At 61.7% G+C, this 12070-nt stretch carries 13 protein-coding genes; 7 read left to right on the forward strand and 6 right to left on the reverse strand.

Going from position 1 to position 12070, the window contains the following annotated elements:
• On the reverse strand, positions 1-1215 hold a 1215-nt coding region (locus ACYP01_RS25310), incomplete at its 3' end, for a cbb3-type cytochrome c oxidase subunit I (RefSeq protein ID WP_459683010.1).
• 349 nt (positions 1216-1564) lie between these two features.
• On the opposite strand from ACYP01_RS25310, the gene ACYP01_RS25315 reads away from it, so the two are divergent.
• From ACYP01_RS25315 to ACYP01_RS25325, 3 genes are all read left to right on the forward strand, one after another.
• Positions 1565-2560 carry an ABC transporter substrate-binding protein gene (locus tag ACYP01_RS25315; protein ID WP_042450041.1) on the forward strand — a complete coding sequence of 332 codons (996 nt, stop codon included), beginning with the start codon at positions 1565-1567 and terminating at the stop codon, positions 2558-2560.
• A gap of 49 nt (positions 2561-2609) precedes the next feature.
• Complete coding sequence (locus tag ACYP01_RS25320) at positions 2610-3704, forward strand: iron-siderophore ABC transporter substrate-binding protein (RefSeq protein ID WP_459683012.1); 1095 nt, start codon at positions 2610-2612, stop codon at positions 3702-3704.
• A 66-nt stretch (positions 3705-3770) separates the two neighbouring features.
• A complete protein-coding gene (locus ACYP01_RS25325; RefSeq protein WP_064075196.1) occupies positions 3771-4244 on the forward strand; it encodes an NUDIX hydrolase in 474 nt (157 codons plus the stop codon).
• A 75-nt stretch (positions 4245-4319) separates the two neighbouring features.
• Here ACYP01_RS25325 and nrdF read toward each other — a convergent pair whose 3' ends face one another.
• Complete coding sequence (gene nrdF / locus ACYP01_RS25330) at positions 4320-5285, reverse strand: class 1b ribonucleoside-diphosphate reductase subunit beta (RefSeq protein ID WP_003944744.1); 966 nt, start codon at positions 5283-5285, stop codon at positions 4320-4322.
• Between the two features lie 170 nt (positions 5286-5455).
• Here nrdF and ACYP01_RS25335 point away from each other — a divergent pair, with 170 nt between their 5' ends.
• Together ACYP01_RS25335 and ACYP01_RS25340 are read left to right on the forward strand one after the other, a co-directional pair.
• On the forward strand, positions 5456-6373 hold the full coding sequence (locus tag ACYP01_RS25335; protein ID WP_003944699.1) for an SPFH domain-containing protein: 918 nt from the start codon (positions 5456-5458) through the stop codon (positions 6371-6373).
• Between the two features lie 12 nt (positions 6374-6385).
• A complete protein-coding gene (locus ACYP01_RS25340) occupies positions 6386-6598 on the forward strand; it encodes a type II toxin-antitoxin system antitoxin (protein WP_003944723.1) in 213 nt (70 codons plus the stop codon).
• 61 nt (positions 6599-6659) lie between these two features.
• Here the strand turns inward: ACYP01_RS25340 and nrdE are convergent, their stop codons facing one another.
• The 3 genes from nrdE to nrdH form a co-directional block, all read right to left on the reverse strand.
• Positions 6660-8843 carry a class 1b ribonucleoside-diphosphate reductase subunit alpha gene (gene nrdE / locus ACYP01_RS25345; protein ID WP_003944756.1) on the reverse strand — a complete coding sequence of 728 codons (2184 nt, stop codon included), beginning with the start codon at positions 8841-8843 and terminating at the stop codon, positions 6660-6662.
• Complete coding sequence (gene nrdI, locus ACYP01_RS25350; RefSeq protein WP_003944767.1) at positions 8801-9280, reverse strand: class Ib ribonucleoside-diphosphate reductase assembly flavoprotein NrdI; 480 nt, start codon at positions 9278-9280, stop codon at positions 8801-8803. The genes nrdE and nrdI overlap by 43 nt, the downstream gene beginning before the upstream one ends.
• An 82-nt stretch (positions 9281-9362) precedes the next feature.
• Positions 9363-9593, reverse strand: a complete 231-nt coding sequence (gene nrdH / locus ACYP01_RS25355) for a glutaredoxin-like protein NrdH (protein WP_003944717.1) — start codon at positions 9591-9593, stop codon at positions 9363-9365.
• Positions 9594-9884: 291 nt separating this feature from the next.
• Here nrdH and ACYP01_RS25360 point away from each other — a divergent pair, with 291 nt between their 5' ends.
• Positions 9885-10712 (forward strand): siderophore-interacting protein, encoded by an 828-nt coding sequence (locus tag ACYP01_RS25360; protein WP_459683013.1) that lies wholly within the window; start codon positions 9885-9887, stop codon positions 10710-10712.
• Between the two features lie 55 nt (positions 10713-10767).
• Here ACYP01_RS25360 and ACYP01_RS25365 read toward each other — a convergent pair whose 3' ends face one another.
• Positions 10768-11334 carry an NAD(P)H-dependent oxidoreductase gene (locus tag ACYP01_RS25365; protein ID WP_459683014.1) on the reverse strand — a complete coding sequence of 189 codons (567 nt, stop codon included), beginning with the start codon at positions 11332-11334 and terminating at the stop codon, positions 10768-10770.
• Positions 11335-11440: 106 nt separating this feature from the next.
• On the opposite strand from ACYP01_RS25365, the gene ACYP01_RS25370 reads away from it, so the two are divergent.
• The gene (locus tag ACYP01_RS25370; protein WP_003944690.1) at positions 11441-12040 is read left to right on the forward strand and encodes a TetR/AcrR family transcriptional regulator; all 600 of its coding nucleotides are present in this window, start codon (positions 11441-11443) and stop codon (positions 12038-12040) included.
• Positions 12041-12070 lie beyond the last annotated feature (30 nt).

Here is a 12070-nt window from a genome sequence, read left to right on the forward strand (position 1 = left end):
GCCGAAGACCACGTAGTGGAAGTGGGCGACGACGAAATAGCTGTCCGTGACGTGGAAGTCGAGCGGCGGGCTCGCGAGGATGACGCCCGACAGACCACCGAAGAGGAAGGTGATCAGGAAGCCGATCGAGAACAGCATCGGTGATTCGAAGGTCAATTGCCCCTTCCACATCGTGCCGATCCAGTTGAAGATCTTCACACCTGTCGGCACGGCGATCAGGAACGTCATGAACGAGAAGTACGGCAGGAGAACAGCGCCGGTTGCGTACATGTGGTGGGCCCACACTGCGATCGACAGAGCGGCGATGGCCAACGTTGCGTACACCAGGCCGCTGTAGCCGAAGATCGGCTTACGGCTGAAGACCGGGAAGATCTCCGAAACGATGCCGAAGAACGGCAGCGCGATGATGTACACCTCGGGGTGACCGAAGAACCAGAACAGGTGCTGCCACAGGAGCACACCGCCCGTTGCCGGGTCGAAGATGTGCCCACCGAGATGGCGGTCGACGAACAGGCCCATGAATGCAGCGGTCAGCAGCGGGAACGCCAGCAGGATCAGGATGCTGGTGATGAAGATGTTCCAGGTGAAGATCGGCATGCGGAACATGGTCATACCGGGTGCGCGCAGGCAGATCACGGTGGTGACCATGTTGACGCCACCGAGGATGGTGCCGAGGCCGGCGACGGCCAGACCCAAGACCCACAGGTCGGCGCCGACGCCGGGGCTGTGCAGCGCGCTGGTCAGCGGCGTGTACGCCGTCCAACCGAAGTCTGCTGCGCCACCGGGCGTGACGAATCCGGCCGTCGTGATGATCGCACCGAACAGGTACAGCCAGTAGCTGAACGCGTTCAGGCGCGGGAACGCGACGTCGGGTGCACCGATCTGGAGCGGAAGAATGTAGTTCGCGAAGCCGAAGACGATCGGGGTCGCGTACAGCAGCAGCATGATCGTGCCGTGCATGGTGAACAGCTGGTTGAACTGTTCGTTGGAAAGGAACTGCATGCCGGGTACAGCAAGTTCGGCACGCATCATCAGTGCCATGAGGCCACCGATGAGGAAGAAGGCGATGGAAGTCGCCAAGTACATGATTCCGAGCACCTTGGGATCGGTGGTCGTGATCATCTTGAAAATGAATGAGCCCTTGGGTCCCTGCCGCGGCGGGTAAGGCCTGGCCGGCGCTATCGTGGGGACTGGCTGGGGCGCTACGGCAGTCACTGATCCTCCTGAATGTGCCTTTGGTCGCTCCGCAGACTCCGTGAAAGAGCCCTTGGTTGCGCCCGCAGGGTCCGTCGCCCGGGCTGCGGACAACGGCTTCTGGCTTGCGCTCATCGAATCGTAGACCGTGACTCCGAGGCACCGCGACCCGGTCCTACTCTGCGTCGTACTCGAGCATCCGTTTTTGGGGGCACCAAACGAACGACCTGCGGTTTATGTTCCCTCGGGAGTCCGAACCCACATCCGAATCGGCGTGTCGTACCCGTCGAAGAATTCGGCCGGTGTCCGTTTTCGGCCATCTCCTCCACTGATAAGGTCACCCTCGCCTAACTCACCTCAGGAGTATTCAGTGAAATTCTTTCCCCGCCGCGCCGCGCTGGTAGCCGTCGCAGCCTCGATCGCCTTGGTCGTTCCAGCCTGCTCGAGTAACGACGAGCCCGCTGCAACCACCACCTCGACCGAGTCGGGCGCATTCCCCCGCACGATCGAACACTTCCGTGGAAGCACCGAAATCCCGGCAGCACCCCAGCGGATCGTCGCGCTCGACAACAGCTTCACCGACGCCGTCCTTCTCCTCGAATCCCCGCTCGTCGGCTACGTCGACTACCGCGAGCCCGGTCTGCCCGACTACCTCGGATCCTCGCGGGAGGAATTCGCCGCGGACGCCGTCTCGGTCGGCACGGTCAGCAGTGCAAGCCTCGAGAAGATCGCCGCACTGCAGCCGGACCTCATCATCTCCGCCGAGGTCCGCGACGGGAAGAACTACGAGCAGCTCTCCGCAATCGCGCCCACCGTCTTCACCCAGACGACCGGTCCGACGTGGAAGGACAACATCCGCGTAGTCGGTGAAGCGCTGGGCAAGGAATCGCTGGCCGAGGCGAAAATCACCGAATACGAAACACGCGCGGCTGCCGTCGGCAAGGAAATCAACGAGAAGGCGAACAACCCGGTCATCTCGGTAGTCCGGTTCGCCGGTGAACCGACCGCACGTCTCTACCGCACCACCTCGTTCAGCGGCATCGTTCTTCAGGACGCCGGATTGAAGCGCCCGGACAACCAGGGACCCGACCCCGCCGATGCCGGCAACATCATGATGAAGATCAGCCCCGAGCTGATCAACGAAGCCGACGCGGACGTCATCTTCATCAGCACCTGGCAGGACGCCGAGGGCAAGAGCGCCGAAGCTGCGAAGCCGTTCCTCGAGAGCCCGCTGTGGCAGACGCTTCGAGGACGCAAGGTCGACGTGGACGATTCACGTTGGATGTCGCCGGTCAGCATCCAGGGCGCCCACATGATCCTCGACGACCTCTCGGACACGTTCGAGGTGGACAAGCAGAACAGCTGAGTCGAACAGCTAACCTGAACGGCGCCCGCTCACACAGGAAGCCGTCGACTTGTCTGTTCTCTCACGCACGTCTGTTCTCTCACGCACGACCGCCCGCACGTCCGTTCGTCGTGTCTCGATCCTGGGGATCACCGCCACGATGCTCGTCCTCGGTGGTTGCTCGTCCGACTCGTCGGACGATCCGGCGAGCACCATCGTCCGGACCACTACGTCGATCGCCGGTGCCGGCGTGATGGGCATCGAACGCGACACCGCCACCGCGTGCCCGACGCCGACGCAAGCCGACCCGGGAGCGGGCCCCGGGGTGAAGCGTCGAGTCGTACACACTGCGGGTGAAACCGAGGTTCCTTCCGATCCCCAACGGATCGTGGTCCTCGACAGTGTCTCGATGGACGCCGTGTGCGCCCTCGGTCTGTGGGAGCGGGTAGTGGGCGCCGCAACCGGTGTCGACTCGCCTCAACCGTCGTACCTGGGTTTCGGCATCTCGGAGATTCCGAGTGTCGGCCCCGTGAGCGCACCTGACGTCAACGCCGTGAAGGCCGCCGCGCCGGACTTGATCCTCGGGTCCAGTCCGGCGTCCGACGGCTTGTACGGGCAACTCGACGCCATCGCCCCCACCGTGTTCGCGGGCTCGGATCCCGTGTACTGGAAAGCGCAGTTCGCCCTCGCCGGCCAGGCACTGGGCCGTTCGTCCGCGGCTGCGACGGAGCTGGACCGCTACCAGCAGGACGTCGTGCAGCTCGGCGACGCATTGAATGCATCGCAGACGCAGGCATCAGTGGTTCGGTTCGGTTCGAAGGACCTGCAGATCGAGGGCCCTGCATCCTTCGCCGGACAGATCCTCAGCGACGTCGGCGTCCGGCGCCCACCGGCGCAGCGATTGACCGATGCGACCACGGCACCGATTCCGGCCGACGATCTCAGCGCCGCCGAAGGGGACTTGATCTACGTCCTCTTCGACGGGCCGAACGGTCGTAGCTACGGCACCGAGGTCATGAAGAGCGACCAGTGGCAGGACCTCGCCGCTGCCACCGACCGACGTGTGTTCGTAGCGGAAGACGGCATCTGGAACGGAAACGGGATGACTGCTGCCCGTGCCGTATTGGCGGACTTGAAGGGAACCTTGAACGGATATGCGAGCTGACCGGAACGAACCACAACTCCGACATTCGAAGCGGTTCGCCCCAGCCGTGAAGTTCGGGTTCTGATCATGCCGATCCCCGAATTCATTGTTGCACTGCGCGAGAAGGTCGGTCATGCGCCGCTCTGGCTGTCCGGAGTGAGCGTCGTGATCCGCGACGACGACGGCCGGATCCTGCTCACCCGCCGCGCCGACAACGGTCAGTGGGCCGTCGTGTCCGGCGTTCTCGAGCCTGGGGAGGAACCGTCGGCGGCGGCGGTGCGCGAGGCGAAGGAAGAAACCGGCGTCGACGCCGAATTGATTCGGATCACGAGTGTCGATGTCACAGAGCCCATTACGTACCCCAACGGCGACGTGACTCAGTACCTCGACGTGTGTTTCCTGGCCAGGTGGACCGGCGGAGATGCACACGTGGCGGACGACGAAAACCTCGAGGTCGCGTGGTTCGCGCCGAGCGCACTGCCTTCGGACATGACGGAAACCTCGCGTCTGCGCCTCGCAAAAGCGTTGCTGGACAAGCCGGAAGCGTGGTTTCAGCGCTGACCCACTCCCCCATCGACGACCGAAGCCCGATTCCCGCGTGTGCAGGAGTCGGGCTTCGTTGGGTGCAGGGTCGCTCTAGAAATCCCAGTCGTCGTCTTCGGTGTTGACTGCCTTGCCGATGACGTAGGAGCTACCCGAGCCGGAGAAGAAGTCGTGATTCTCGTCCGCATTCGGTGAAAGTGCCGACAGGATAGCCGGATTGACGTCCGTCTCATCCTTCGGGAAGAGGCCTTCGTAGCCGAGATTGTTGAGCGCCTTGTTGGCGTTGTAGCGCAGGAACTTCTTGACATCCTCGGTCAGACCGACGCCGTCGTAGAGGTCCTGGGTGTAGTCGACCTCGTTCTCGTAGAGCTCGAAGAGCAACTCGAACGTGTAGTTCTTGAGCTCTTCACGCTCGGCCTCGGTGAGCTGTTCGAGGCCCTTCTGGTACTTGTAGCCGATGTAGTACCCGTGCACGGCCTCGTCGCGGATGATGAGGCGGATGAGGTCTGCGGTGTTGGTGAGCTTGGCTCGCGAGGACCAGTACATCGGCAGGTAGAAGCCGGAGTAGAAGAGGAAGCTCTCGAGGAGCGTCGATGCGACCTTGCGCTTGAGCGGCGACTCGCCGTTGTAGTAGTCGAGAACGATCTGCGCCTTGCGCTGCAGGTTGGGGTTCTCCTCCGACCAGCGGAACGCGTCGTCGATGTCGGGGGTGGAGCACAGCGTCGAGAAGATCGAGCTGTAACTCTTCGCGTGCACCGATTCCATGAAGGCGATGTTGGTGTACACCGCTTCTTCGTGGGGAGTGATCGCGTCCGGGATGAGGCTGACGGCGCCGACCGTTCCCTGGATGGTGTCGAGCAGCGTCAGGCCCGTGAAGACGCGCATGGTGAGCTGCTGCTCCTGCGCGGTCAGCGTTCCCCAGGACGGGATGTCGTTGGAGACCGGCACCTTTTCGGGCAGCCAGAAGTTGCTGACGAGGCGATCCCATACCTCGGCGTCCTTCTCGTCCTGGACGCGATTCCAGTTGATGGCGGAAACGCGACTGACCAGCTTGACCATAATTCCTACCTAGCGAGAGAGATACTGCCGAATGTTGGCTTGCCTGAACACTACCCGTTGTGTCGGGTTCGCGATGCCAACACAACAACATGTGTCGCACGCGCCCCTCCACGAGTACAAAAAATGTGATATCAATTAAATATCACTTACCGATGGAAAGCGAGTCTCGCATGACCAGCACACCCACCGTGGCCGAGAAACCGACCGGTGTCGCCACCACAACGATCGCCGAACGCCCAGGCTGGGACCTGTCCGGCAGCTGGATGCTCCTCGGCGGCGTCCTTCTCTTCCTGGCCGGAATCGCGCTGTCCGTCGTTGGCGGAGTTCTGGGACTCTTCGCCCTGATTCCGGTCGGAGTGGTGCTGTTCATCGCGTCACTCCCCCTCCTGATGGGCCTGACCTTGGTGCAACCTAATCAAGCCCGAGTTCTGCAACTTCTCGGAAGCTCGTACAGCGGCACCTTGCGCACGCCGGGACTGCGATGGACAAACCCGCTGACGGTCCGTCGATCGATCTCGACGCGCATCCGAAACCATGAGACCGGTCAGGCGAAAGTGAACGACGCCGACGGCAATCCCATCGAGATCTCGGCGGTGGTCGTCTGGCAGGTGGCCGACACAGCGCTCGCCTCGTTCCAGGTGGACGATTACGAGGAGTTCGTCTCCGTACAGACCGAGGCGGCCGTCCGCCATATCGCCGGTAGCTACCCGTACGACGCCGAAGGCCGAGTCTCGTTGCGCGAGAACGCCGATATCATCACCACCACCTTGTCGGAGGAGGTTCACGCCCGCGTACGTGCGGCGGGTGTCGAAGTTATCGAGACACGCATCAACCGGCTCTCGTATGCACCCGAAATCGCCAGCGCGATGCTTCGGCGCCAGCAAGCGGGTGCAGTGATCGCCGCCCGCAAGCAAATCGTCGAAGGTGCGGTGTCCATGGTCGACATGGCACTCAAGCAGCTCGAGGAAAAGCACGTCGTCGAACTCGACGAGGAACGCAAGGCCACGATGATCAGTAACCTTCTGGTCGTGCTGTGCGGCGACCGCGACGCACAACCGGTGCTCAACACCGGTTCGCTCTACCAGTAAAGGAAAGGCCACATGGCCACGGATCCAGCTCCGCGATCCGAGCGTAAGAAGATCCTTCTTCGGTTGGACCCAGCGGTGCACGACGCGCTTGCCCGCTGGGCCGCCGACGATCTCCGAAGTACCAACGCCCAGATCGAGTTTCTCCTTCGGCGCGCACTCACCGAGCACGGTCGAATGCCGAAGAACGCCGGCAAGATGCACGGTCCCGGCCGTCCGCCGGCCTGATACCCCTGTGCGCCTTTTCGGTAGTAACCACTACCGAAAAGGCGCACGGGGGCGGAGCCCTTTACAGCATGCAGGAAACGCAGCCCTCGACCTCGGTGCCTTCGAGTGCCATCTGACGCAGACGGATGTAGTACAGCGTCTTGATGCCCTTACGCCACGCGTAGATCTGCGCCTTGTTGATGTCGCGGGTGGTTGCGGTGTCCTTGAAGAACAGCGTCAGCGACAGGCCCTGGTCGACGTGTTGCGTTGCGGCAGCATAGGTGTCGACGATCTTCTCGTACCCGATTTCGTAGGCATCCTGGTAGTACTCCAGGTTGTCGTTGGTCAGGTAGGGCGCCGGGTAGTAGACGCGGCCGATCTTGCCTTCCTTGCGGATCTCGATCTTCGACGCCACCGGGTGGATGGAGCTGGTGGAGTAGTTGATGTACGAGATCGAGCCGGTCGGCGGGACGGCCTGAAGGTTCTGGTTGTAGATACCGTGCTTCTGAACCGAAGCCTTCAGCTCACGCCAGTCGTCCTGGGTGGGGATGTGCAGCTTCGCATCGGCGAAGAGTCCGCGAACCTTGTCGGTTGCAGGCTCCCAAGCCTGATCGGTGTACTTGTCGAAGAATTCACCCGAGGCGTACTTCGACTCCGGGAAACCCTTGAAGTACGAGCCGCGCTCGATGGCGATCTTGTTCGACGCACGCAGTGCGTGGAAGAGCACGGTGTAGAAGTAGATGTTCGTGAAGTCGATGCCTTCTTCGCTGCCGTAGAAGATCCGCTCACGAGCGAGGTATCCGTGCAGGTTCATCTGACCGAGGCCGATGGCGTGAGAGTCGTTGTTGCCCTGCTCGATCGACGGCACCGAGTAGATGTGCGTCTGGTCGGACACTGCCGTCAATCCGCGGATCGACACTTCGATGGTCTTGGCGAAGTCGGGCGAGTCCATGGTCTTCGCGATGTTCAGCGAACCCAGGTTGCAGGAGATGTCCTTGCCGACCTTCGAGTAGGACAGGTCGTCGTTGAACAGTGAAGGCGTCGAAACCTGCAGGATCTCCGAGCACAGGTTCGAGTGCGTGATCTTGCCTTCGATCGGGTTTGCCCGGTTCACCGTGTCCTCGAACATGATGTAGGGGTAGCCCGATTCGAACTGCAATTCGGCGACGGTCTGGAAGAACTCGCGAGCTTTGATCTTGGACTTGCGAATTCGCTTGTCGTCGACCATCTCGTAGTACTTCTCGGAGACGTTGATGTCGGAGAACGGAACTCCGTAGATGCGCTCGACGTCGTACGGCGAGAACAAGTACATGTCCTCGTTCTTCTTCGCCAGTTCGAACGTGATGTCCGGGATCACGACGCCGAGTGAGAGCGTCTTGATACGGATCTTCTCGTCGGCGTTCTCACGCTTGGTGTCGAGGAACCGGTAGATGTCGGGGTGGTGCGCATGCAGGTACACAGCACCGGCGCCCTGACGCGCACCCAACTGGTTGGCGTAGGAGAACGAGTCCTCGAGAAGCTTCATGATCGGGATGACACCCGAACTCTGGTTCTCGATCTTCTTGATCGGGGCGCCGTGCTCACGAACGTTGGTGAGCAGCAAGGCAACTCCGCCACCGCGCTTGGACAGCTGCAGTGCCGAGTTGATGGAGCGACCGATGGACTCCATGTTGTCTTCGATACGAAGCAGGAAGCAGGACACGGGCTCACCGCGCTGCTTCTTGCCCGAGTTCAGGAACGTCGGGGTGGCGGGCTGGAAGCGTCCGGCGATGATCTCGTCGACGAGTTCGACGGCCAGGTCTTCGTTGCCTGCGGCCAGGGTGAGCGCAACCATGCAGACACGATCTTCGAAACGCTCGAGGTAGCGCTTACCGTCGAAGGTCTTGAGCGTGTACGAGGTGTAGTACTTGAATGCACCCAGGAACGTCGGGAAGCGGAATTTCTTGGCGTACGCGTGATCGATCAGGAACTTCACGAAAGTACGTGAGTACTGATCGAGAACCTCGGGCTCGTAATAGTTTTCCTCGACGAGGTAGTCCAGCTTCTCGTCCAGATTGTGGAAGAACACGGTGTTCTGGTTGACGTGCTGCAAGAAGTACTGACGGGCTGCAGCGACATCCATCTCGAACTGGATCTCACCGTTGGCGCCGTACAGGTTGAGCATGGCATTGAGTGCGTGGTAGTCGAGACCGTTGGTGGAATCGCCGCCGCGCGCATCACGCTCTACGCTTCCTGCCGCGATCGTGTCAGTGATGGTTGGCGCCACTGCCCGTGCTCCTTCTCTGTTTCGAGATGATTCCAGAACTCCCCCAAGCCTTCTCGTACCCGGTCGACGTCCTCGGCAGTGCCCATGAGTTCGAACCGGTACAGAAAAGGAACGTGGCATTTCTGGGAAATGATGTTTCCTGCATAGCAAAAGGACTCACCGAAATTGGTGTTTCCCGCCGCGATCACTGCTCTGATCAACGACCTGTTGTGTGGATTGTTCAAAAAACGAATGACCGGCTTCGGTACATAACTGGTGTCGCGCCCTGTCACGGTGACCCCGCCACCATAGGTGGGCAGAATCAGCACATAGGGCTCGTCTACACGAAATGAGCCGTCACGGTCATGGATAGGTATACGTGTCGCAGGCAGGCCGAGACGTTGAACGAATCGGTGGGTGTTCTCCGACACGCTGGAAAAATAGACCAGCGAAGTCATCGGTTGTCACCATTTTCTTGTACGGTGCCCGGAACTACTCAGATGTGTCGGCGGAGGTGTCCACCGCCGACACTGCGGCGCTTCAAGCAGCGACGGTCAGGGTCTTGATGCGATCGGGACGGAAGCCCGACCAGTGATCTTCACCGGCAACCACGATGGGTGCCTGGAGGTACCCGAGAGCCATGACGTAGTCGCGGGCTTCGGCATCCTCGGTGATGTCGATGACGTTGTATTCGAGACCGGCCTTGTCCAGGGCGCGGTAGGTGGCATTGCACTGAACGCAAGCGGGCTTGGTGTAGACGGTGATGCTCATGAGAGTCCCTCTTTCGCTTAGCCAACAAAGGCCGATGTAGTGATGTTCAGCACCGATACGACCGATTGCCGGAGTCTCGCTCGAGGCGTTCCGCGTTGTGGTCTCTCAGTGCTCAAGACACTACACCTAGTGGCCGACAGAAACACATAACGCGAGATGTTGTGAGTCACATCGTTGGAATTCCCAGGTCGCCCCAGTTCAGCGCCTTCATTTCCCGGCGCGTCGGCGTGTCGCGCGTCACAGTTTCTTTTTGTGCTCGTCAGCCTCTCGGAGTCGCGCCACGGACCTACCATGAGCGTCGTGGAAACACCCCCGAAGGACGAGGCTCCACGCCACGAGGCAACCGTGACGAGAACACAGCAGGTGACACCGTTGATGCGCAGAATCACCTTCGGTGGGGAGGGCCTGAGCGACTTCGAGACGAGCGGGAGCCCCGACGAACGGGTGCTCGTCAGATTCCCCCTCGATCCCCCTCACGCCCGTAGTTACACGGTCCGGCGCTGGCAGCCCTCGAAGAACGAACTGGAGATCGACTTCGTTCTCCACGGCCACGGCGGAGCTGCACTCTGGGCCGAGAATGCGCAACCGGGCGAGACCGTTCACCTCTCGACGGCGAGCGGGTGGTTCACGCCGCCGGCAGGTTGCGACTGGCTGCTGATGGTCGCCGATCACGCCGCTCTGCCCGCGATCGGGCGAATTCTCGAAGAAGCACCCGACGGTCTACCGATCCACGTCATCGCGCAGGTACCCGCGCCGAGTGAACAGCAGACGTTCACGACGCGCGCCGACGCTCACTACCGATGGATCGAGGAATCGGACTCGCTGCTCGCCGAATTGGCCGGCGCTGCCCTGCCTCCCGGCGAGGGCTACATCTGGTGTGCAGTCGAGGCCGCGGCCGCCAGACGCATCCGCACCCACCTGCGTCGAACATGGGAAATCCCGGCAAACCGCATGCACGTGATGGGTTACTGGCGGGAGGACAAGGAGAACTGGGAGCGTCGGTACGCCGCCGTCGCCGACCGTATCGATGCTGCGATGGGCGAAGCGATGATGGCCGGCAAGGATTTCGAGTCGGTTCGCGACGCGGTCGACGACGCGATGGAACGCGAAGGGCTCTAGCGCGCATACGAGTGAGGACCACACCTTCCGGCATGGCCCTCATTCGTGAAACGAATTACGCGTTGACGTGCTGCTTGCCGGCGTCGACGAGGTCGGAGACGACCTTGGAGACCTGAGCGAGCACCTCTGCGTTCTCACGCGGGTGCAGCTCACCGAACAGTGCGCCGGTCCCACCGATGCTCAGTGCAGTGTCCTCGACGACCTTGCCGCCGGCGATACGGACTGCCTTGGTGGTGTCTTCGTGTGCCCACTTGGCGCCGTTGCCGCTGGGCGAAGCGCTGATGACTGCGACAGCCTTGTCCTTGACTGCACCGACACCGTACGGACGCGAGATCCAGTCGATGGCGTTCTTCAGAACCGCGGGAATGGTGCCGTTGTACTCGGGGGTGACGAGCAGGAACGCGTCCGCGTCGCTCGCAGCGGAGCGCAGTGCGTCGACAGCGGGGATGGAAGCACCCTCGACGTCGATGTCTTCGTTGTAGAAGGGGACGTCGGCGAGGCCTTCGAAGACCGTCAGCGTGGCACCCTCGGGTGCGGCGGACACAGCCGTCTCGGCAAGCTGGCGGTTGACGGATCCGGCGCGCAAGCTGCCGACGAGAACGAGAACATTGGTCTGTGACATAACGAGATTCCTTCGAGAGTGGTGCGGTTGGTGGCTCCGGTTGAAAGTTATATCAACTAAACGGACCGCGGTCCACTTACATTCCACAGCCCTGTAACCTGATCCCGTGAGCGCAATCCCCCTCCCCCAGATCGGCGCCGCGCCGGTCGAGCGCGGCGACGCAGCACGTAACCGCGTACTTCTGCTCGACGCAGCAGCACTCCTCGTCGCCGAACGAGGTGTCGACGCGGTCACCATGGATGCCGTCGCTTGCCGAGCCGGTGTGGGCAAGGGCACAGTTTTTCGACGCTTCGGCAATCGATCGGGACTGATGCAGGCACTGCTCGATCACACCGAGCGAGAACTGCAGCAGGCATTCATGTTCGGCCCCCCACCGTTGGGTCCGGGCGCGCCGCCGATCGAGCGCCTCATCGCGTTCGGACGAGCCCGGATCGCCATGGTGGAAGTACAGGGCGAAGTCCTCCGAGCGGCGGAAAACGCTCCTGAATACCGCTTCGGCGGTCCGGCCCGGGCTCTCGGCATCGCTCACGTCATCGGGCTTCTTCGAGGAGCCGGCGTCGAGGGCGACCTCGATCTGCTCGCTTCAGCACTGTTGGCACCGCTCGAAGCGTCGCTCGTCCTTCATCAGGTGCGCGATCTCGGGATGACCACCGAGCGTCTGGCCGCCGGCTGGGAAGACCTTGCCCGGCGCGTTACTCGATGTTGACTCCCCCGATCCGTCCCACCGCTTAATGTG

The organism is Rhodococcus sp. no. 34, from assembly GCF_054589475.1.

Coding starts and splice junctions, on each gene's coding strand:
- nrdI (WP_003944767.1), bottom strand. CDS start 9,280: ATGACTTCGCTGGTCTATTTTTCCAGCGTGTCGGAGAACACCCACCGA.
- nrdF (WP_003944744.1), bottom strand. CDS start 5,285: ATGGTCAAGCTGGTCAGTCGCGTTTCCGCCATCAACTGGAATCGCGTC.
- ACYP01_RS25360 (WP_459683013.1), top strand. CDS start 9,885: ATGAGCGTCGTGGAAACACCCCCGAAGGACGAGGCTCCACGCCACGAG.
- ACYP01_RS25335 (WP_003944699.1), top strand. CDS start 5,456: ATGACCAGCACACCCACCGTGGCCGAGAAACCGACCGGTGTCGCCACC.
- ACYP01_RS25365 (WP_459683014.1), bottom strand. CDS start 11,334: ATGTCACAGACCAATGTTCTCGTTCTCGTCGGCAGCTTGCGCGCCGGA.
- ACYP01_RS25340 (WP_003944723.1), top strand. CDS start 6,386: ATGGCCACGGATCCAGCTCCGCGATCCGAGCGTAAGAAGATCCTTCTT.
- ACYP01_RS25325 (WP_064075196.1), top strand. CDS start 3,771: ATGCCGATCCCCGAATTCATTGTTGCACTGCGCGAGAAGGTCGGTCAT.
- nrdH (WP_003944717.1), bottom strand. CDS start 9,593: ATGAGCATCACCGTCTACACCAAGCCCGCTTGCGTTCAGTGCAATGCC.